2 protein-coding genes are annotated in these 26,903 nt (G+C 35.7%); one reads left to right on the top strand and one right to left on the bottom strand.

Features of this window, described 5'->3' with window-relative positions; genetic code table 11:
* Nucleotides 1-12: 12 nt before the first annotated feature.
* Nucleotides 13-417: a hypothetical protein gene (locus MHL31_RS09935; protein ID WP_240225801.1), complete on the bottom strand. Its 405-nt coding sequence runs from the start codon at nucleotides 415-417 to the stop codon at nucleotides 13-15.
* Here MHL31_RS09935 and MHL31_RS09930 point away from each other — a divergent pair.
* Nucleotides 395-26,848, top strand: a complete 26,454-nt coding sequence (locus MHL31_RS09930) for a Calx-beta domain-containing protein (protein ID WP_240225800.1) — start codon at nucleotides 395-397, stop codon at nucleotides 26,846-26,848. The two genes, MHL31_RS09935 and MHL31_RS09930, sit on opposite strands and share 23 nt — an antisense overlap.
* The last annotated feature ends 55 nt before the right edge of the window (nucleotides 26,849-26,903 follow it).

The raw sequence follows: 26,903 nt of genomic DNA, 5'->3' as shown, positions 1-26,903 counted from the left end.
TGATTCTGGAGATTATACAGTAAATGGTAAAGAGTTTGATCCATATAATATTACTGACTGTTCAGGTGCTAGTAATGTTACAGTTGTAAATAATATTAATAGTTCTAGTACTTTAGCTGGAGCAACATTTGCAGCGGGAACTACTACGGATGTTACTTGGACTTTAACCGATGCATCAGGGAATGTTGTAACTTGTACAACGACAGTAACCATTAATTCAGATGATCCGCCAGCAGTAGAATGCAAAGGATACCAAACCAGAGATACCGACCCAGGTTTTTGTACATATACAGTTAGTGGTGCAGAATTAGATATTTCAACAAGTACAGCTGGAACAACGCTTGCGTATACTTTAAGTGGAAAAACAACAGGTACTGGTTCTAGTTTAGATGGTGTGGTTTTAAATAAAGGAATCACTACTGTTACTTGGACAGCTACTAATGGTACAGACACTAATGAATGTTGTACTTATGATATACGAATTATAGATAAAGAAGATCCACAAGTAAATTGGCCTGAAGATATTACAGTTAGTGCAGACGCTGGAAGTTGTACAGCAACAAATGTTGTTGTTGGAACACCTACAGCAACTGATAATTGCGATGATTCAACTGAAATTACACCATCAACAAGTCCAACATCTTTTAATGTTGGTGAAACACCTATTTACTGGAGTGCAAGAGATGCAAGAGGTAATTATGTATATCACACGCAAAAAGTTACAGTTACAGATGATGAAGCGCCTGTAATTAATTGCCCAACAGAAACCTATTATAGAGAATATAATAATCCTTATGTAGAATATTATACAGTAGTAGGTAGTGAATTTACACCGGCAGTTTCTGATAATTGTGAAGTTTCATACACTAACAGTTTAACAGAAACAGAGTATTTAAATGGAACACAATTAGCAATAGGAGATCATACAATTACTTGGACAGCTAAAGATACAAATCCAGCTAATACAACTACTTGTGATGTAAATGTAACTGTAGTAGATTCTTTTAAACCAATTATTAGTTGTCCGAATAATGTTACTCAAACAACAGCTATTGGAGCATGTGGTTATACAGTTCCAACAGGAAGTACAATTTATGATGCAACATTTGTATCAATTTCTGGAGATGGAAGAACAATGAGGCACGATTTAGCTGGAGCGCCTTCAAATACAACGTTAGCTGGAGCAACCATTCCTAAAGGTACAAATACCATAACTTGGACAGCAACTCAAACAATAGGAGGTACTTTATATTCTGAAACCTGTAGTTTTACTTTTACGGTTAAAGATGAAGAAGCACCTATTTTAGATACGCCTTTTGAAGACGTAACTGTAGATGTAGATGCTGGTACTTGTACCAAAACATTTACATTAACACCGCCAACAGCAACCGATAATTGTACAGCTCCCGAAGCTATTACAATTACAAACAATGCGCCTGCAACATTTTTATTAGGAACAACAAATGTAAGATGGGTATTAACAGATGAATCTGGTAATACAACAATACACAATCAAAAAGTTACAGTATACGATAATGAAGCGCCTGTAATATCAAATTGCCCTGCAGAAATAACAGCAGTTGCAGCCGGTAGTGGTTGTCAAGTTGCGGTTTCTTGGCCTTCACTTATAGCAACTGATGCTTGTAGTGGTATGAAATCTTTTACATCAACACATTCTCCAGGAACTTTATTTAGTGTTGGAACAACAACAGTTACCTATACAGCAACAGATAATAATGGAAATATAGCTACCTGCTCTTTTGATGTAGTTATTACCGATACGCCACCTACATTATCTTGCTTAACTGAAAATCCAACAAGAAGCGCAAATGCAGGTACATGTTCATATAAAGTAGTAGGGAATGAATTTGACGTAACTGCGTTTAATGATAATTGTAGCACACCTACGTTAACTTGGAGTTTTATAAATCCTGAAACAGGTCTACCAGTAACAGGTACTAATACACTTTCTGGAGTTAGCATACCTAGAGGGCAAGGAGCAGGAACAACCGGTGAAATTGAAATTACTTGGACAGCTACTGATACTAACAATCAAACAGCAACTTGCTCATTTATATTAACAATCACCGATGATGAACCACCAATTTTGGTTGTGCCAGGAAATCAAATTAGAAGTACAGATCCTAATAAAAATTATTATACTGTAAAGGATGGAGAGTTTGATGATGTTACTGCAACAGATAACTGTGGAATTGTAACTAAAATAGTAAATGAATTTGGAGTATCTACTTTAGATAATGAAGAAATGCAAATGGGTGGAAACTCAGTAACTTGGACTGCTACTGATGATAGTGGTAATGTTGGAACTGCAAATTTCTACGTAAATATTGTAGATACAGAATTACCACGCTTAGAAACAGCTCCTTCAAGTGTTTCTGTAGATACAGGTATTGATGATTGTACTGCACAAGTTAATTATATACCTCCAACATTTATTGATAATGTTACCGCTCAAGAAGATCTTGTAATTACAGTTTCGCCTTCTGAAGCCGTTCCTGGATATAATTTTCTTGTAGGTGATACAGAAGTAACCTACTTTGTGGTTGATGAATCTGGAAACTCTTTTATATATAAGTTTAATATTACAGTTACAGATAATCAAGACCCCGAAATAGCTTGTCCTACAGGTGATCAATTTAATAGAAATACAGATACTGGGGAAGCTTTTTATACTACTAGTGGTACAGAATTTGACCCAACAAGTTTTTCAGACAATTGTGAAGTTACTTTAGAAAATAATTATAATAATGATGAGACACTTGCAGGAGAAACATTCCCAGTAGGAACTACACCTGTTATTTGGACTGCCACAGATGAAAGTGGAAATACAGCATCGTGTACCATTGATGTTATTGTAAAAGATATTGAAGATCCTATTATTAATAGTTGTGCAGATGCAGAGGTTAGTAGAAATGCAGATATTGGATCTTGTTTTTTTACTGTAACAAGTTCAGAATTCGACCCGTATGATCTTAATGATAATGCATCAACTTCTAAATTAACCTATTCTATTAATGGAGGCGCAGAAGTTGGAACGGATGTTCATACTACTTTAGTGGGCGCGCAAATTCCTGTTGGAACAACTGCAAATCCAACAGAAGTACTTTGGAAATTGTATGATTCCAGTAATAATGAAAGTGCTACTTGTACTACTATGTTTACTATTACAGATACTGAAAACCCAACAATAATCCCTGTAGCAACACAAACAAGAAATTTAGATTCAGGTATAGATACTTATACAGCTACAAGTGTAGCAGATAGTGCTTGGGATATTCCAATAACAGACAATTGTACTTTAGAAACAATTACCTATTCTATTGATGGAGCAACTGCCGTTGGAACGGATACTACTACAAGTATTATTGGAGAAAGTTTTACTGTTGGAACTCATAATGTGGTTTGGACAGCAACAGATATATATGGTAACAGTAATACGGGTTCTTACCAAATTATTATTGAAGATAATGAAGGGCCAACTGCCATTTGTCAAAATATTACTGTAGATCTAGATGCTACCGGAAATGCTTCAATTGTTGCAGCCGATATTGATAACGGTTCAACAGATCCTAGTGGAACTATTACTTATCAAATCTCTACAAATTCATTTAGTTGTGTAGATGTTGGAGAAAATCCGGTAGTTTTAACAGTAACCGATATTTACGGAAATGTTTCTACCTGTGATGCAACCGTTACTGTTCAAGATGTAACACCACCAACTGCTTTATGCAAACCAATAACATTAAAATTAGATGCATCGGGTAATGCAACCATTACAGCTGCAGATATAAATAATGGATCAAGTGATACCTGTGGAATAGCAACTATTACGGCAAGTCAAACAGATTTTGATTGTACTAATTTTGGAGAAAATACAGTAACATTAACAGTAACCGATGTTAATGGAAATAGTGCAACTTGTAATACTACAGTTACTATTGAAGATGATATAAATCCTGTTGCAGTATGTAAAAATATTGTAGTTTATTTAGATGATAATGGAGAAGCAACCATAACAGGATTAGATATAGATAATGGTTCTTATGATAACTGCGAATTAACATATACGCCAAGTATTTCAACTTTTGATTGTACTAATATTGGTACTAACGAGGTAACTTTAACAGTTACGGATACTTCAGGAAAATCTGATACTTGTACAGCCATAGTTACAATTGTAGATAACATAAATCCAACTGCAATTGCACAAGATATTATTGTTCAGTTAGATGCTTCAGGAAATGCAAGTATTGAAGCAGCTGATATTAATAATGATTCTAATGATGCTTGTGGAATAGCAAGTTTAGCTATAGATAAAACAGATTTTGATTGTAGTAATTTAGGTGCAAATACTGTTACATTAACCGTTACGGATAACAACAACAATATTTCTACAACTACTGCAACAGTAACAGTTGAAGATAGTGTAGAGCCAATAATTACTTGTACAACTAACAAAACTGTTGATACAGACCTTAATACTTGTACGTATACGCACAATAATACAGCTTGGGATGCTACTGCAACAGATATTTGTGGTTCTATTTCAAGTTTAACCTATGCGTTATCTGGAGCTACTGTTCTTGCAGATGATTCAGCAAATACAACACTAAACGGACAAGAATTTAATAAAGGAACTACTACGGTAACTTGGACAGCCATTGATGGATCTAATAATTCAGTACAATGTTCTTATACAGTTACAGTTGAAGACAATCAATTACCAACAGCTATTTGTCAAAATATTAATATTCAATTAGATGCTTTAGGAAACGCTTCAATAGTAGCAGCTGATATTGACAATGGTTCTAATGATAGTTGTGGAATACAAAGTATTGTAGCAAGTAAAACAGCATTTACTTGTGCAGATTATGGGGATAATATTGTTAAGTTAACAGTTACAGATACAAGTGGTAATGAATCAACTTGTAATGCAACAGTAACTGTTGAAGATGAGATTGCTCCAGTAGCAGCATGTACATCAATTACAGTTGAATTAAGTACAGCAGGAACTTATACTTTATCTGAAGCAGATATAAATACCATTTCAGCAGGTTCAACGGATAATTGTTCAATTGTAACGCGTACAGTTTCACCAAATACGTTTAATTGTACCAATATAGGTGCTAACGAGGTAACTTTAACAGTAACAGATATAGCAGAAAATACAGCTATTTGTAAAACAACTATAACTGTTGTAGATAAAGTAAAACCAATAGCAAAAACACAAGATATTACTGTTGAATTAGATGCTTCAGGAAATGCTACAATTACAGCAGCTCAAATAGATAATAGTTCAAATGATAGTTGTGGAATAGCAAGTTTAGCTATAGATAAAACAGATTTTGATTGTACTAATTTAGGTGCAAATGTAGCAACTAATACAGTTACATTAACAGTTACTGATGAAAATGGCAATGTTTCAACAGCGACTGCATTAGTAACAGTTGAAGATATAACAGCTCCAGAGATTGATTGCCCTGTTTCAGGAGAACAAATTGTTGATACAGATTCAGGAGAGTGTACTTATACACATGATGGTTCAACTTTGAATTGGAATGCTACTGCAACCGATAATTGTGATGGTGCAACACCAACAATTACATATTCCGCAAATAATGGAGCTTCTCCTGCTACTGGAACAGATCTTAATGGAGTTGTATTTCAAAAAGGTATTACAACAATTACCTGGACAGCAAAAGATGCTTCAGGAAATTCTGAAACTTGTTCATTTACAGTAAATGTAAAAGATAATGAAAATCCTACAGCTAGTGCACAAACTGCAACTGTAGCATTAGGAAGAAATGGTAAAGTAGAGGTTGTTCCTTCTCAAATTGATAATAACTCTTCAGATAATTGTGGAATTGTTACTTATCAAATTTCAAAAAGTGAATTAAGTGGTTATGGTGAATCAGTAGAATTTGAATGTGATGACATTACAACTAGTCCAAATACAGTTTGGTTAAAAGTAACAGACGCTGCTGGAAATTCAGATGTTATTTCAACAACAGTAACAGTTGAAGACACAGAAGCACCAACTTTAGATGATTTAAATGATAAAAATAAAGTAGTTGATGCAAATGTTTGTACATATACACATACAGATGATTCATGGGATCCAACAGATAATTGTGATACGGCTCCAACTATAACCTACGCATTAACCGGAGCAACAATTCTGTTAAATAACCCTCTAAATACAACTTTAAACGGTCAAGTATTTGAAAAAGGAACAACAACAGTTACTTGGATTGTTGCAGACCATGCAACAATACCAAATGCAGGAACAGTAAGTTTTGATGTGGTTGTTACAGATAATCAGGCCCCATCAATTACATGTCAAAACAATATAACGCAAGATGCAGCAACTGCTGAAGGTTTAGGTACACTTATCTCGGGTATAATAGCACCAATTTATGGTGATAATTGTGCTGTAACAGAATTAAGTTGGGCTATAACTGGAGCAGGTATCATAGAACTAGAGGCTACAGGATCTATACCGGATCCTACTTCTGGGGGTATTAATCCGCTTGTAGTTTATAATTTTAAATTAGGAACATCAACAGTAACTTATACAGTTAAAGATGCAGCAGGAAATACAGAAACTTGTAGTTTTACTGTTACTGTAAATGCGTTAGCTGATAATACAGTTTTAGTTTCAGAAATAAGTGGTCCAACTACTGAATCTGGTGGCACTGCAACATTTACAGTTGTATTACCTTTTGCACCAACAGGAGATGTTGTATTTGATGTTGATAGTAATGATTTAACAGAAGGAACAGTTAGTACAAATAAATTAACTTTTGATGCAGATAATTGGGATCAACCACAAACTGTAACGGTAACTGGTGTAGATGACAATGTGGACGATGGAGATATTCCTTATACCATAGTTTTAACAACAAACAAAGGCTTAACTGATGATTTATCAGGGTACGAAAATGTTGATCCTGCCGATGTAAGTGTAACTAATATAGATAATGATACAGCTGGGGTGACGGTTTCAACAATAAGTGGTCCAACTACTGAAGCTGGAGGAGAAGCAACATTTACAGTTGTATTAGATACAGAACCAACACACGATGTTACAATTACCTTAATAAGTAGTGATACTACTGAAGGAACAGTTTCAACAAGTACATTAACTTTTGATGCAAATAATTGGAATTCACCACAAACTGTTACTGTAACAGGTAAAGATGATAACATAGTTGATGGAAATGTTGGTTATACTATTGTTACTAGTGCGGCTGCTTCAACCGATCCAAATTACAATACAATGGTTGTTGATGATGTTGCAGTTGTAAATAATGATAACGATACTGCAGGGTTTATTGTAACACCAACAACATTAACAACCACTGAAGCTGGAGGAACAGCAACATTTACGGTGGTTTTAACAAGTAAACCAGGTACAGACTTAGATCAAACCCAAGTTGTAGTTGTAGATATTGCAAGTAACAATATTGCAGAAGGTACTGTAAATTTATCACAATTAACATTTACTAATTTAAATTGGAATATTCCACAAACTATTACAGTTACAGGTGTTGATGATAGTTTAGTTGATGGTACAATTGCGTATACTATTGAAAATACGGTAAATGAATTATTAACAATTGATAGCAATTACGACTTACTAGACCCAGAAGATGTCTCTGTAAATAATGAAGACAATGATGCAGCATTTTTATCAATAGAAGGTGTTACTCAAGTTGAAACAAATAGTGGAACAACCAATTTCGAATTTATAGTAACACATTCTGGAGCTGAGGTAGTTGGCGGTTATAGCGTTTCATTCTATACACAAAATGGTATAGCAAAAGCACCAACCGATTTTACTGCTGGTGGAGGTCTTGTTAACTTTACTGGAGGAAGTGGAAGTATTGGAGAAACTCAAACCATTACAATTGAAGTAAATGGAGATACAGCTGTTGAAAGTAACGAAACTTTTAATGTAGTATTATCATCTGTAAATGCTCCTGGTAAAAATATTACCATAAATTCCGCTGCACAAACAGGAATTGGTACCATTACTAATGATGATAATGCAACACTTTCAATTGCAGATAAAACTATTACGGAAGGACATTCTGGAACACAAACCTTAACTTTTAACGTAACCTTAAGTATGGATGTTGAAGACGGACTTTCAGTAGACTATACAACTGCCGACGATACTGCTACAACAACAGACTCAGATTATGTTGCAAGTTCTGGTACTTTAACATTTGAAGGAACAACAAATGAAACTAAAACTATAGATGTTACTATCAACGGAGATGAAAAGGTAGAATTAGATGAAACATTCAAAGTAAATTTAAGTAATATAGTACCAGTAAGTGCACCAAGTACAGCAATTACATTTGCTCAAGATTCTGCCGTTGGAACCATTACTAATGATGATACACCAACCGTAGCTATTGTAAATTCCGTAACTCATAATGAAGGGAATAGTGGAACTACAAACTATGATTTTACAGTTACCTTATCAAAAATTTCAGACGCTGAGGTAAAAGTAGATTACACAACAGCAGATGAGAATGCAACAACTATTGAAGATTCAGATTATGTTGAAAAATCAGGAACTTTAACTTTTGCTCCTGGAGAAACTACAAAAACTATAACGGTACTTGTAAATGGAAATACAAAAGTAGAACTTGATGAAACATTTACTGTTGAATTAAGTAACTTGGTAAATAATGGACGTGCTATAACTTTTGGGAATACTATCGGAACAGGAATCATCACAAATGACGATTCGGCAACCTTGGCAATTGATGATGTAGAAGTAAATGAAGCTGATGGAACAGCAACATTTACAGTAACGTTAACAGGTGAAATTCAAGAAGCAGTTTCTTTTAATTATGCTACAGCCAATATTTCAGCAGAAGCTACAAGTGATTATGTCGCAATTAATTCAACACCAATTGTTTTTGAAGCAGGTTCAATAAATGGAACAACAAAAAGTATTGATGTTACTATTGTAGAAAATACAATTGCAGAACCTACAGAAACTTACAATATTAATCTTACAGATTTAAACGCATCGGGGCAATCTAAAGTTAGTTTTTCTGATGCTGAGGGATTAGGTACAATTATAGATAATGACATTGTAGAATTAACCTTACATAGTTTTGCGACAATTACTGAAACAGAAGCACCGCAAACAGCTAATTTTTATGTAAGTCAAAATATTCAATCACAATATCCAATTTTATTAAAGTTTGCAACCTCTAATGGTACAGCTACTTCACTAAGTGATTTCACAGCTCAATCTGATGTAGATGTTAATTTACCAGCATTTTCAACAGCGAATGTAAATATTTTAGCAACAACTATTGCAGGTGATGAAATTGCAGAACCTACAGAAACATTCACAGGTACTATTACTATAAATAATAAGAATAATCAACAAGTTGAATTTACAGTAGAAGGAGATGTTGCAACAGCGACTATAGAAGATAATGATATTGTTGAAATAACATTAGAAGATAAAACAGTAACTGAAACAGACGGAACTCAAACAATCAATTATATTGTAAGTACAAATATTGCTGCTGAAAAAGACATTGTACTTAATTATGATACTTCTGAAGGAACAGCATTAAATGGAAATGATTATACAACACCTACATACACAACAATAACAATTCCAGCGGATAGCACATCAGTAAATATCCCAATAGATGTTTTAGGTGATGATATAACAGAACCAGAAGAAACATTTACAGCAGTAATTAGTGAAAATAATTATAATGCGCAACAAGTTACCTTAACTAAACCAACAGCAACTTATACAATTGAAGATAACGATCCAGCAATACTTTCAATTTCAGGATTTAATGTTGATGAAGCTGCAGGTACAGCAGTATTCACAATAACCCTTAGTAGAAATGTTCAAAATGAATTTACGGTAGATTTTGCAACAGCTATAGGAAATGCCTTAGCAGGTTCAGATTATACAGCCGTTGGCACAACTACGCGTACTTTTGGTGGTACAAAGGATTTAGTTCAAACTGTAGAAGTTACTATTAATAATGATGATTTAGTAGAACCTTCAGAAACATTAAAAGGAACATTAAGTAATTTAGTTGCAAATAGTCAGGCAATAACTATTCCAACACCAACAGCAACAAGTACTATTACAGATAATGATGCTGCAAGCGTTGTTATTAATGATGTAACAGTAACGGAAGATGTTGCTAGTGGTACAGCAGTATTTACGGTAACCTTAACGGGGCATATTCAAGATGCATTAACAGTAGACTTTACAACAAATGATGGTACAGGAGCAAACCCTGCAAACCAACCATCCGATTATACATTAACTGCAGGAACTTTAGGAACTGCAGTAACATTCCCAGCAGGTTCAATAACAGGAGATACACAAACAATTACAATTCCTATAATTGATAATTTAATTGCTGAACCAACCGAAACATATACAGTTGATTTAAGTAATATATTAAGTACAGGTAGCGCATCAATAGTTAAAGCACAAGGTATAGGAACAATTACAGATAATGATCCAGTAACAGCAATAAATTTAGTTGGTTTTACAGCTTTTGAAGAAAATGGAAACATATTACATAATTTTGAAGCAAGGATAGATATTGCCGCTCAAGAAGAAATTGTTATTTCGTTTACAACAATAAATGGTACAGCAACTGATACAGATTTTACAGCGCAAACAAATGAACTATATACCATTTCCCCGGGTGATTTATTTGTTAATATTCCAGTAAATGTACTTGGAGATGTAATTACTGAACCTCAAGAATCATTTACAGGTACAATTTCATTAGTAAATGCTAATGGTCAACAAGTTTCTATTGGTACAGCTACAGCAACAAGTACTATTAATGATGATGATAATGCAGTTATTTCAATTGCTGGATTTACCGTGAATGAAGATGTTGCTAGTGGTACAGCAGATTTTACAATTACATCTAGTTTAGAAATTCAAAATGAAGTAACAGTTATATTTTCAACATCAGAGGGTTCCGCACTTTCAAGTTCAGATTATGATGCTATTTCTTCAGACACATTAACTTTTGGAGGTTCAAAATCTAACCCACAAACAGTTTCTGTAACTATTACAGATGATGATATTGCTGAGCCAACAGAATTATTTAGTGGTATTTTAAGTTCATTAGTAACTAACAGTCAAAATGTAACTTTAAATAATGGACCAATTTCAACAGGGATTGGAAATATTATAGATAATGATGAGGTTACTTTAACTATTGATGATGTTACAAAAGTAGAAGATGATGGAGGAGCAACAGTAGATTATGTATTTACAGTAACACATAATGGAAAATCTACCGATGGTCCATTCTCTGTAAACTACACAACTGCTAATATTGATGCCTTAGCTGGTTTAGATTATATTTACCAAACGGATACTATCACTTTTAGTGGAGCAAAAGATGAAGAACAAACCATAACAATAGTTGTTAATGGCGATGATATTTTAGAACCAACAGAAACCTTTACAGTTAATTTAAGTGAAAATGACTTTGGAGGAAGATTAATAACTTTTTCAGATGCTAGTGGTTTAGGTACAATTACCGATAATGATAAAACTACGGTAAATATTACAGCAAATAAAGCAACAGCAAGCGAGCCAAGTACAGACGGACAGTTTACGGTAAGTATGGGCTTAGCATCTTCAACTGAAACTGTAATCAGTTATACAATTTCAGGGGATGCAACTTCAGCAACAGATTATGCTACTTTAACCGGAACCGTAACAATTCCAGCAGGAAGTACATCAGCAACAATAGATGTTTTAGTTGTAGATAATGATATTTTAGAGGCAAGTGAAACAGTGATTGTTACTTTAGACGCTATTACTTCTGGTGATGCAGATATTTCAGTAGGAATAACAAATGAAGCCACAGTTACTATAGATGATGAAGATACGGCATTAGTAAGCATTGCAGCAACAGATGCAACAGCGAGTGAGCCAAGTGATAATGGTGAGTTTACAATAAGTATCAGTAATGCCAGTGATGTTGATACGGATGTAAGTTACACCGTAACCGGTACAGCAGATGCAACGGTTGATTATACAGCATTAACAGGAACAGCAACGATTCCAGCAGGACAGACATCTGTAACTATAGCAGTAGATGTTAAAGAAGATGATATCTTAGAAACATCTGAAACAGTAATTGCAACTTTAAATACGATTTCTTCAGGTGATGCTGATACTAGTATTGATACTAATAATGATGAAGCAACAGTAACCATTTCAGATAATGATGCAGCTTCCTTAGCAATTGGAGATATTACAGTTACAGAAGGAGCAGATGCCGTATTTACGGTAAGCTTAACAGGAGACGTTCAGGGCGGATTTACTATTAATTATGCAACCGCAGATGGGTCAGCTATTGAACCAGGTGATTATACAAACACATCTAGTACACTTACTTTTACAGGAACTGATGCAGAGTTTTATACAGTTACAGTTCCTACAAATGATGATAGTTATTTAGAAGCAGTGGAAAATTTTGTACTGAATTTAAGTGACATTAGTAATACACTGGTGACATTTGATAATCAAGCAACAGCAGTATTGAATGATAATGATACAGCTACGCTTTCTGTTGAAGATGTAACAGTAGATGAAGGAAATAATGCAGTATTTACAGTAGTTTTAACTGGAAATGTTCAAGGAGGTGTAAGTATAGATTATGCAACCGCAGATGATTCAGCCATTGCTTTAGATGATTTAGATTATTCAACAACTTCAGGGCCATTGAATTTTACAGGAACAGAATCAACAGGAGAAGAATCTATCACCATATCAGTTCCAACAACAGAAGATACTATTGCGGAACCAATAGAAAGTTTTTATTTAAACTTCTCAAATAGTAGTAATGCATTAGTTGCTTACGATACACAAGTCATTGGAACAATTAAGGATGATGATGTGTATACAATAAGTATTGCCAATAATTCAATAGTAGAGACCGAGAGTGCTCAGAAAATGAATTTATTAGTAACAATGAATGGAGAAGCACAAGAAGATGTTGAGTTAAGTTTTTCTACAACCGCAGATTCAGCAACAGCAACAACAGATTTTATTGCTCAAAGTGGAACTACTTATACCATACCAGCAGGAAGTACAACTGTTGCTATTCCAGTAGATATATTAGGAGATTTAATATTAGAACCAACAGAAACTTTTAAAGGAATAATTACTTTAAGTGATTCAAATGGCCAAGCAATAACGATTTCAGAAGGAAAAGGAGAGGCTACAGGAACGATTACCGATAATGATGAAGCCAATGTAAGTATTGCAACAACAGATGCGACAGCAAGTGAGCCAAGTGATAATGGAGAATTTACAATAAGTATCAGCAATGCTAGTGATGTAGCTACAGTAATCAGTTACACTGTAACTGGTACAGCAAATGCAACGGAAGATTATACAGCATTAAGTGGAACCGTAACAATCCCAGCAGGAGACTTATCAAATACAATAGCTGTTGCCGTAATAAACGATGCTATTTTAGAGGCAAGTGAAACAGTGATTGTTACTTTAGACGCTATTACTTCAGGAGATTCCAATGCGACTATTGATGCATCGAAAGATGTAGCAACCGTAACGATTACCGATGAAGATGTGGCTAAGGTAAGTATTGCAGCAACAGATGCGACAGCAAGTGAGCCAAGTGATAATGGAGAATTTACAATAAGTATCAGTAATGCTAGTGATGTAGCTACAGTAATCAGTTACACTGTAACTGGTACAGCAAATGCAACGGAAGATTATACAGCATTAAGTGGAGCCGTAACAATCCCAGCAGGAGACTTATCAAATACAATAGCTGTTGCCGTAGTAAACGATGCTATTTTAGAGGCAAGTGAAACAGTGATTGTTACTTTAGACGCTATTACTTCAGGAGATTCCAATGCGACTATTGATGCATCGAAAGATGTAGCAACCGTAACGGTTACCGATGAAGATGTGGCTAAGGTAAGTATTGCAGCAACAGATGCGACAGCAAGTGAGCCAAGTGATAATGGAGAATTTACAATAAGTATCAGTAATGCTAGTGATGTAGCAACAGTAATCAGTTACACTGTAGCTGGTACAGCAAATGCAACGGAAGATTATACACCATTAAGTGGAACCGTAACAATCCCAGCAGGAGACTTATCAAATACAATAGCTGTTACCGTAGTAAACGATGCTATTTTAGAGGCAAGTGAAACAGTGATTGTTACTTTAGACGCTATTACTTCAGGAGATTCCAATGCGACTATTGATGCATCGAAAGATGTAGCAACCGTAACGATTACCGATGAAGATGTGGCTAAGGTAAGTATTGCAGCAACAGATGCGACAGCAAGTGAGCCAAATGATAATGGTGAGTTTAGAATAAGTATCAGTAATGCATCAGGTATAGCTACAGTTGTTAGTTACACTGTAACCGGTACAGCAAATGCAACGGAAGATTATATTGCATTAACAGGAACAGCAACGATTCCAGCAGGAAATACATCCGTAACGATTGCAGTAGATGTTGTAGATAATGCTATTTTAGAGGCAAGTGAAACAGTGATTGTTACTTTAGACGCTATTACTTCAGGAGATTCCAATGCGACTATTGATGCATCGAAAGATGTAGCAACCGTAACGATTACCGATGAAGATGTGGCTAAGGTAAGTATTGCAGCAACAGATGCGACAGCAAGTGAGCCAAGTGATAATGGAGAATTTACAATAAGTATCAGTAATGCTAGTGATGTAGCTACAGTTGTTAGTTACACTGTAACCGGTACAGCAAATGCAACGGAAGATTATACACCATTAAGTGGAACCGTAACAATCCCAGCAGGAGACTTATCAAATACAATAGCTGTTGCCGTAGTAAACGATGCTATTTTAGAGGCAAGTGAAACAGTGATTGTTACTTTAGACGCTATTACTTCAGGAGATTCCAATGCAACTATTGATGCATCGAAAGATGTAGCGACAGTTACTATAAATGATGAAGATGTAGCCAAGGTAAGTATTGCAGCAACAGATGCGACAGCAAGTGAGCCAAGTGATAATGGAGAATTTACAGTAAGTATCAGCAATGCTAGTGATGTAGCAACAGTAATCAGTTACACTGTAACTGGTACAGCAAATGCAACGGAAGATTATACAACATTAAGTGGAACTGTAACAATCCCAGCAGGAGACTTATCAAATACAATAGCTGTTACCGTAGTAAACGATGCTATTTTAGAGGCAAGTGAAACAGTGATTGTTACTTTAGACGCTATTACTTCTGGTGATGCAGATATTTCAGTAGGAACAACAAATGAAGCCACAGTTACTATAAATGATGAAGATACGGCATTAGTAAGTATTGCAGCAACAGATGCAATAGCGAGTGAGCCAAATGATAATGGTGAGTTTACAATAAGTATCAGTAATGCCAGTGATGTTGATACGGATGTAAGTTACACCGTAACCGGTACAGCAGATGCAACGGATGATTATACAGCCTTAACAGGAACAGCAACGATTCCAGCAGGACAAACATCTGTAACTATAGCAGTAGATGTTAAAGAAGATAGTATTTTAGAAGCAAGTGAAACAGTGATTGCAACTTTAAATACGATTTCTTCAGGAGATGCAGATGCATCTATTGATGGTGCAAATACTACAGCTACAGTAACTATTTCAGATAATGATGCAGCTTCCTTAGCAATAGAAGATATAACAATTACTGAAGGAGTAGATGCCGTATTTACGGTAACTTTAACTGGAAACGTTCAGGGCGGATTTACTATTAATTATGCAACCGCAGATGGGTCAGCTATTGAACCAGGTGATTATGATGCTAAAACAGGAACGCTTATTTTTACAGGAACAGATACAGAATCTAAAACAATTACCATTTCAACGAATGATGATAGTTATTTAGAAGCAGTGGAAAATTTTGTACTGAATTTAAGTGACATTAGTAATACACTGGTAACATTTGATAATCAAGCAACAGCAGTATTGAATGATAATGATACAGCTACGCTTTCTGTTGAAGATGTAACAGTAGATGAAGGAAATAATGCAGTATTTACAGTAGTTTTAACTGGAAATGTTCAAGGAGGTGTAAGTATAGATTATGCAACCGCAGATGATTCAGCCATTGCTTTAGATGATTTAGATTATTCAACAACTTCAGGGCCATTGAATTTTACAGGAACAAAATCAGAATCTTTCACGATTACAGTTCCTACTACAGAAAATGCTATTGCGGAACCAATAGAAAGTTTTTATTTAAACTTCTCAAATAGTAGTAATGCATTAGTTACTTACGATGCACAAGCCATTGGAACAATTACGGATGATGATGTGTATACAATAAGTATTGCCGATAATTCAATAGCAGAGACCGAGAGTGCTCAGAAAATGAATTTACAAGTTACAATGAGTGGAGTAGCTCAAGAAAATGTTGTGTTAAGTTTTTCTACAACCGCAGATTCAGCAACAGCAACAACAGATTTCATTGCTCAAAGTGGAACTACTTATACCATACCAGCAGGAAGTACAACTGTTGCTATTCCAATAGATATATTAGGAGATTTAATATTAGAACCAACAGAAACTTTTAAAGGAATAATTACTTTAAGTGATTCAAATGGCCAAGCAATAACGATTTTAGATGAAGAAGGAGAAGCAGAGGGAGAGATTACTGACAATGATGCTGCAAGTGTATCGATTGCAGATGTAAGTGTAAATGAAGATGCAGGCACAGCAACATATACGGTAACTTTAACAGGAAATGTACAAGATAGCTTTACGGTAGACTATGCAACGAGTGATGCAACGGCAGTTGCAGGAGAAGATTATACAGCAACTAGTGGAACCTTAGACTTCCCTGCAAACTCAGTAAGTGGAACAACAAAAACGTTCACTGTAACAATTACAGATGATAATTTGGTTGAGCCTACAGAAACTTACACGGTAACATTAAGTGATATTACAGGTTTAGCTACCATTTCAGAATCCATAGTAACGGGAACGATTGTTGACAACGATTCCTCAGAGGTAAGTATAGTAGCAACAACCCAGGGAGATGAAGAAGGCCCAGTTGATGGCTTGTTCACATTGACAATGACCAATGCAGTAAGTACCGATACCGAAGTAACGTTTGTAGTAAGCGGAACAGCTACAGAGGGTACTGATTATGACGCTATTGGCACAACAGTAATAATACCAGCAAATGAAACGACCGTAACTATTCCAGTAGCGGTGATTGATGATAATTTAGTAGAGACAGGAGGAGAAACGGTAATTGTAACTCTAAGCTCAACCAATACTGCAGTAGCAGTAGGATCAACAAAAGAAGCAACGATAACCATTGCCGATGATGATTCCTCAGAGGTAAGTATAGTAACAACAACTCAGGCAGGTGAACCAACTAGTAATGGACTGTTCACATTGACAATGACCAATGCAGTAAGTACAGCTACCGAAGTAACATTTACAGTAGCAGGAACAGCGACAGAAGGAACAGATTATGCAGCGATAGGCACTACAGTAACAATACCAGCAAATGAAACGACCGTAACTATTCCAGTAACGGTAACTGATGATAATTTAGTAGAGACAGGAGGAGAAACAGTAATTGTAACTCTAAGCTCAAGCAATACTGCAGTAGCAGTAGGGTCAACAAAAGAAGCAACGGTAACCATTGCTGATGATGATGTATCAGAGGTAAGTATAGTAGCAACAACCCAGGGAGATGAAGAAGGCCCAGTTGATGGCTTGTTTACATTGACAATGACCAATCCGGTGAGCACAGCTACCAAAGTAACGTTTGTAGTAAACGGAACAGCAACAGAGGGTACTGATTATGATGCTATTGGCACCACAGTAATAATACCAGCCAATGGAACAACAGCAACAATTGCTATCGATGTTACAGATGATACTATTGTTGAAACTATAGGAGAAACAGTAATTGTAACTCTAAGTTCAACCAATACAGCTGTATTAGTAAGTGCTTCAAATAATGAGGCAACAGTAACAATCAATGATAATGACGCATCAGAAATCAGTATTGCAGCAACAACTCAGGCAAGTGAACCAGACAGTAATGGACTGTTCACATTGACAATGACCAATGCAGTAAGTACCGATACCGAAGTAACGTTTGTAGTAAGCGGAACAGCTACAGAAGGAACAGATTATGCAGCGATAGGCACAACAGTAATAATACCAGCAAATGAAACGACCGTAACTATTCCAGTAGCGGTGATTGATGATAATTTAGTAGAGACAGGAGGAGAAACGGTAATTGTAACTCTAAGCTCAACCAATACTGCAGTAGCAGTAGGATCAACAAAAGAAGCAACGATAACCATTGCCGATGATGATTCCTCAGAGGTAAGTATAGTAACAACAACTCAGGCAGGTGAACCAACTAGTAATGGACTGTTCACATTGACAATGACCAATGCAGTAAGTACAGCTACCGAAGTAACATTTACAGTAGCAGGAACAGCGACAGAAGGAACAGATTATGCAGCGATAGGCACTACAGTAACAATACCAGCAAATGAAACGACCGTAACTATTCCAGTAACGGTAACTGATGATAATTTAGTAGAGACAGGAGGAGAAACAGTAATTGTAACTCTAAGCTCAAGCAATACTGCAGTAGCAGTAGGGTCAACAAAAGAAGCAACGGTAACCATTGCTGATGATGATGTATCAGAGGTAAGTATAGTAGCAACAACCCAGGGAGATGAAGAAGGCCCAGTTGATGGCTTGTTTACATTGACAATGACCAATCCGGTGAGCACAGCTACCAAAGTAACGTTTGTAGTAAACGGAACAGCAACAGAGGGTACTGATTATGATGCTATTGGCACCACAGTAATAATACCAGCCAATGGAACAACAGCAACAATTGCTATCGATGTTACAGATGATACTATTGTTGAAACTATAGGAGAAACAGTAATTGTAACTCTAAGTTCAACCAATACAGCTGTATTAGTAAGTGCTTCAAATAATGAGGCAACAGTAACAATCAATGATAATGACGCATCAGAAATCAGTATTGCAGCAACAACTCAGGCAAGTGAACCAGACAGTAATGGACTGTTCACATTGACAATGACCAATGCAGTAAGTACCGATACCGAAGTAACATTTACAGTAGCAGGAACAGCGACAGAAGGAACAGATTATGCAGCGATAGGCACCACAGTAATAATACCAGCAAATACTAAAACAATTACAATCCCAGTAACGGTAACTGATGATGATTTAGTAGAGACAGGAGGAGAAACGGTAATTGTAACTCTAAGTTCAACAATCAATACAGCTGTATCAGTAAGTGCTTCTAATGATAAGGCTACAGTAACAATCAGTGACAATGATGCAGCATCTTTAACAGTTTCAAATGTTACTGTTGATGAAGGAAATAATGCAGTGTTTACGGTTGTTTTAACTGGAAATGTTCAAGGAGGTGTAAGTATAGATTATACAACCGCAGATGATTCAGCTTTATCAAGTTCGGATTATACGATAACTTCAGGAACATTGAATTTTACAGGAACAGAATCAACAGGAGAAGAATCTATCATCATATCAGTTTCAACAACAGAAGATGCTATTGCGGAACCAATAGAAAGTTTTTATTTAAACTTCTCAAATAGTAGTAATGCATTAGTTACTTATGATGCACAAGCCATTGGAACAATTAAGGATGATGATGCGTATACAATAAGTATTGCCGATAATTCAATAGCAGAGACCGAGAGTGCTCAGAAAATGAATTTACAAGTAACAATGAATGGAGTAGCTCAAGAAGATGTTGAGTTAAGTTTTTCTACAACCGCAGATTCAGCAACAGCAACAACAGATTTTATTGCTCAAAGTGGAATTACTTATACCATACCAGCAGGAAGTACAACTGTTGCTATTCCAATAGATATATTAGGAGATTTAATATTAGAACCAACAGAAACCTTTAAAGGAACAATAACTTTAAGTAATTCAAATGGCCAAGCAATAACGATTTCAGAAGGAAAAGGAGAGGCTACAGGAACGATTACCGATAATGATAAAGCCAATGTAAGCATTGCAGCAACAGATGCAACAGCGAGTGAGTCAAGTGATAATGGTGAGTTTACAATAAGTATCAGTAATGCCAGTGATGTTGATACGGATGTAAGTTACACCGTAACCGGTACAGCAGATGCAACGGATGATTATACAGCCTTAACAGGAACAGCAACGATTCCAGCAGGACAAACATCTGTAACTATAGCAGTAGATGTTAAAGAAGATGATATCTTAGAAACATCTGAAACAGTAATTGCAACTTTAAATACGATTTCTTCAGGTGATGATGATGCAAGTATTGATACTAATAATGATGAAGCAACAGTAACCATTTCAGATAACGATGCAGCTTCCTTAGAAATTAGTGATATTACAGTTACAGAAGGAACAGATGCCGTATTTACGGTAAGCTTAACAGGAGACGTTCAAGGCGGATTTACTATTAATTATGCAACCGCAGATGGGTCAGCTATTGAACCAGGTGATTATACAAACACATCTAGTACACTTACTTTTACAGGAACTGATGCAGAATCTAAAACAATTACCATTTCAACAAATGATGATAGTTATTTAGAAGCAGTGGAAAATTTTGTACTGAATTTAAGTGACATTAGTAATACACTGGTAACATTTGATAATCAAGCAACAGCAGTATTGAATGATAATGATACAGCTACGCTTTCTGTTGAAGATGTAACAGTAGATGAAGGAAATAATGCAGTATTTACAGTAACCTTAACAGGAAATGTTCAAGGAGGCGTAAGTATAGATTATGCAACCGCAGATGATTCAGCTTTATTAAGTTCGGATTATACGATAACTTCAGGGCCATTGAATTTTACAGGAACAAAATCAATAGGAAAAGAATCTATCATCATATCAGTTCCAACAACAGAAGATGCTATTGCGGAACCAATAGAAAGTTTTTATTTAAACTTCTCAAATAGTAGTAATGCATTAGTTACTTACGATACACAAGCCATTGGAACAATTACGGATGATGATGCGTATACAATAAGTATTGCCAATAATTCAATAGCAGAGACCGAGAGTGCTCAGAAAATGAATTTACTAGTAACAATGAATGGAATTGCTCAAGAAGATGTTGTATTAAGTTTTTCTACAACCGCAGATTCAGCAACAGCAACAACAGATTTTATTGCTCAAAGTGGAACTACTTATACCATACCAGCAGGAAGTACAACTGTTGCTATTCCAATAGATATATTAGGAGATTTAATATTAGAACCAACAGAAACTTTTAAAGGAATAATTACTTTAAGTAATTCAAATGGCCAAGCAATTACCATTTTAGATGGAGAAGCAGAAGCAGAGGGAGAGATTACTGACAATGATGCTGCAAGTGTATCGATTGCAGATGTAAGTGTAAATGAAGCAGCAGGCACAGCAACATATACGGTAACTTTAACAGGAAATGTACAAGAAGCATTTAGTGTTGATTATGCAACAAGTAATGAAACCGCAATTGCAGGAGAAGATTATACAGCAACTAGTGGAACGTTAGACTTCCCTGCAAATTCAGTAAGTGGAACAACAAAAACGTTCACCGTAACAATTACAGATGATAGTGTTTTAGAATCAACAGAGACTTATAAAGTAATCTTAAGTGATATTACAGGAGGATTGGTAACAATATCAAATGCAGAGGCTATTGGAGAGATTACCGATAATAATGCAGCAACGGTAACGATTGCCGATATTTCACAAAATGAAGACAATGGAGACATCACAGTAACCGCTACGTTAAGTGCTGCAGTTCAAGGCGGCTTCACAGTAGATGTAACTACAGCCGATGGCACAGCAATGACATCAGATAGTGATTACGCAGCCGTAACGAGTCAGACGTTAACCTTTGCAGGAACTGTAGGTGAGACAGAAACCTTTACGATTACACCAACTTCGGACACAAAACTAGAATCAGATGAGATCTTAACAGTTTCAATGAGTAGTTTAGCTGGAACAAGTTTAGCAGTAGACATTACAGACACTGCCACGGTAACAATCACCAATGATGATGCAGCAAGTGTATCTATAGCCGATGTAAGTGTAGATGAAGTAGCAGGCACAGCAACATATACGGTAACTTTAACAGGAAATGTTCAAGAAGAATTTAGTGTTGATTATGCAACAAGTGACAATGCAAGTGCGTTGGCAAGTGTAGATTATACAGCGTCTAGTGGAACATTAACGTTCCCAGCAGGTTCAGAGACAGGTGATGTACAAACGTTTACGGTCTCAATCATCGATGATAGTTTTGTAGAACCAACTGAAACGTACACAGTAATGTTAAGTGATATTACAGGAGGATTGGTAACAATATCAGATGCAGAGGCAATTGGAGAGATTACTGATAATGATGCAGCAAGTGTATCGATAGCCGATGTAAGTGTAGATGAAGCAGTAGGGTTAGCAACATACATAGTAACCTTAACAGGAAATGTACAAGATAGCTTTACGGTAGACTATGCAACGAGCGATGCAACGGCAGTTGCAGGAGAAGATTATATAGCGACTAGTGGAACGTTAGACTTCCCTGCAAACTCAGCAAATGGAACAATAAAAATCTTCACGGTAGCTATAAGTGATGACAGTCAATTAGAACCAACTGAAACGTACACAGTGACGTTAAGTGACATTACAGGATTGACAAAAATTTCAGATGCAGAGGCTATAGGAACGATTACCGATAATGATGCAGCAAGTGTATCGATTGCCGATGTAAGTGTAAATGAAGGAGCAGGCACAGCAACGTTTACGGTAACCTTGACAGGAAATGTACAAGATCCATTTAGTGTTGATTATGTAACAAGTGACAATGCAAGTGCGTTGGCAAGTGTAGATTATACAGCGACTAGTGGAACACTTAATTTCCCATCAGATTCAGAGACAGGCGATGTACAAACGTTTACGGTCTCAATCACCGATGATAGTTTTGTAGAATCAACAGAAACTTACACGGTAACCTTAAGTGATATTACAGGTTTAGCTACCATTTCAGATGGAACAGCAATTGGAACTATCATAGACAATGATTCCTCAGTAGTAAGTATAGCAGCAACAACTCAGGCGAGTGAACCAAATAACAATGGATTGTTTACTTTAACAATGACCAATGCAGTAAGTACAGCAACAGTAATTAGTTACAATGTAGCAGGAACAGCAACAGCGGATACAGATTATACAGCCTTAACAGGAAGTGTGATAATACCAGCAGGCGCAACAACAGTAACGATTCCAGTAACTGTAATTGATGATGCAATTGTAGAGACAGGTGGAGAGACAGTTGTTGTAACCTTAACAGGAACTGACAACGAAGTAACTTTAGGAACTATAGCAGCTACAGTAATAATCAGTGATAATAACGCATCAAAAATTAGTATTGCAGCAACAACTCAGGCAAGTGAACCAAACAGTAATGGACTGTTCACCTTAACAATGACCAATGCAGTAAGTACAGCTACCGAAGTAACATTTACAGTAGTAGGAACAGCGACAGAGTCCACAGATTATGCTGCGATAGGAACTACCGTAATAATACCAGCAAATACTAAAACAATTACAATTCCAGTAACGGTGATTGATGATAATTTGGTAGAGACAGGTGGAGAGACAGTTGTTGTAACCTTAACAGGAACTGACACAGCAGTAACATTAGATACTACAGTGGCAACAGTAACAATTAGCGATAATGATGTATCAGAAGTAAGTATTGCAGCAACAACTCAGGCAGGTGAACCTGGATTTGATGGCTTGTTCACTTTAACAATGACCAATGCAGTAAGTACAGATACTGAAGTAACATTTACAGTAGCAGGAACAGCGACAGAGTCCACAGATTATGCAGCGATAGGCACAACAGTAATAATACCAGCAAATACTAAAACAATTACAATACCAGTAACGGTGATTGATGATAATTTAGTAGAGACTGGCGGAGAAACAGTTGTTATCACGATGACAGGAACAAGTACTGCAGTTACTTTAGGAACAACAGTAGCAACGGTAACATTAGGAGATGATGATGCTTCAATGGTTAGTATAGCAGCAACGGATCAAGCAAGTGAACCAAGCAGTAATGGACTGTTCACTTTAACACTGAGTGAAGCTGTTAATATTGCTACTGAAGTTAGCTATACCGTAACAGGAACAGCAAACGAAGGAATAGATTACGAAGCCTTATCAGGAACGGTTATAATACCAGCAGGAGAGACCTCAGTAACCATTCCAGTAGTAGTTATTGATGACAGTTTAGTAGAAACCGGTGGAGAAACTGTAGTAGTAACATTAACAGGAACAAGTTCAGCAGTTAGCGTTAATGCATCTAAAGACCAGGCAATAGTCACCATTGGAGATAATGATACTTCAGAAGTAAGTATTGCAGTAACAACTCAGGCAAGTGAACCAGACAGTAATGGATTGTTTACCTTAACAATGACCAATGCAGTAATTGTCGATACCGAAGTTACATTAACAGTATCAGGTACGGCTACAGCAGGAACAGATTACTCAAGCATAGGAACAACAATAACAATACCAGCAGGAGAGACATCAGTAACCCTTCCGGTAGTAGTTATTGATGATAATTTAATAGAGACTGGAGGAGAGACAGTAGTAGTAACATTAGTAGCAACAGACACTGCAGTTACTCTAGGAACAACAAATGAAGCTACAGTAATAATTGGTGATGATGATTCAGTAACAATGGATATTACTAGTGTGTCAGTTGTAGAGGGTGATAGTGGAACAACCATTTTTGAATTTGAAGTTAGGTTATCAGGTAGTTCTAATTTAATAACTACTGTAGATTACAGTACAATAGATGGTTCTGCTTCTGTTTTAGAGAATGATTATGTAGAACTTTCAATAAGTACTTTAACCTTCTTACCTGGGGAAACCATTAAGACAATTAAAGTAGTTGTAAACACTGATAATTTAGCAGAATTAGATGAAGTATTTACTGTTGAATTGACTAATTTAATTACAAATGGTAGTGCTATTACTTTAGCAAATACCACAGGAGTTGGAACAATTATTAATGATGATTATTCACCTATTTTAACGGATGTAATTATATCAGGAATAGAAGATAACAATGTACAGTTTGCTACGGGTGATTTTATTACATCATTTAGTGATGCAGATGGAGATACATTATATAGCATTACAATAGTTAGTTTACCTGAAAATGGTATTTTATATCTCGATAACGCAGTAGTAAATGTTGGAGATATTATACCGGCTGTTGCTATTAATAATTTAGAGTTTGTTCCAAATTCAAATTGGTACGGACAAACAAGTTTTGATTATAATGCATCAGATGGTACAAATTCAGCCTTGGTTAATGAGCAAGTTATTATTACAATTACAACTGTAGATGATTTCCCAATTGCCAATGATGATTTTATTACAACAGAACAAAATAGTGCTATTGTAGATGGTTTAACTGCAGAAAATGATATTCCTAGTGGAGATGGAGGTAATGTTTGGAGTTTGGTTGGAGAAAATGGAGGAGCTCAACATGGAACTGTATCAATGAATTCAGAAGGTGTTTATACATATACTCCAGATACATATTTCTTTGGAACTGATAGCTTTGTTTATTCTATAACCGATGTAGATGGAGATACTTCAAATGCAGTTGTAACTATTACTGTAGTAGTTACTTCAAACGCATCAATTGAATTAATTAAAACTGCAACTGTACAAGGAGATGGAATGGTTGGTGATATTATTACGTATACATTTACTATTACTAATACTGGAAATGTTACTTTAAATGATATTAGTTTAAATGATGTTTTAATTTCTGAAACTTCAATAGCTGAAATTGGAATGTTAGAACCTAATAAAACTGCTAGCGTAAATGCTTATTACACAATTACACAAGCTGATGTTGATGCAGGAAGTGTAACTAATTCAGCAACTGCTTCTGGTGTTGATGTTTTAGGTAATGAGATTTCAGATATTTCAGATAATGGAATTATAAATGACGGTAATGATAATCCAACAATAACTTCGTTAGAGCAAAAACCTGAAATTTCAATAATTAAAACTGGTGTGTTTAATGATGATAATTCAGATGGTTATGCACAAGTTGGAGAAACAATTACATATAATTTTACAGTAAGCAATATTGGTAATGTAACATTGTATGACGTAATTGTTGAAGATCCATTGCCAGGTGTAGTTGTTTATGGAGACCCAATAACTCTAGAAGCAGGTGTAACTGATAATGAAACATTTACTGCTACTTATGAAATTACACAACAAGATATTAATTTAGGAAGTGTTATAAATCAGGCATTTGTAACAGCAATTAGTTCTAAAGGAATTGTTGTAGGTGATGCATCAGATGATATAGATAGCTATGGTGATAATCCTACTGTATTAGGAGTTTCAGGATGTGTAATTGAAGTGTTTAATGCAGTTTCTCCTAATGGCGATGGTGATAACGATGTATTCTATATTAGAGGTTTAGAATGTTATTCGGATAATAGAGTAGAGATTTACAACCGTTGGGGAGGTTTAGTATTTGCACGTGACCATTACAATAATACCGATAGAGCTTTTAAAGGAATTTCTGAAGGTAAATTAACCGTAAATCAATCGGATGAGCTACCAGATGGTACTTACTTTTATATTTTAAAATATAAAGATGCAGATGGTAATGCACATCAAAAAGCAGGTTACTTGTACATAAATAGAAGATAGATAATTAAATTATATACCAATAGGAAGTAAATTTTAGAGGTATATTAAAAATGAA

This window comes from Lutibacter sp. A80 (genome assembly GCF_022429645.1).
GTDB lineage: Bacteria > Bacteroidota > Bacteroidia > Flavobacteriales > Flavobacteriaceae > Lutibacter.
Note: the sequence above shows the minus strand (reverse complement) of the source record. Positions and strands in the feature narration are given on the sequence as shown.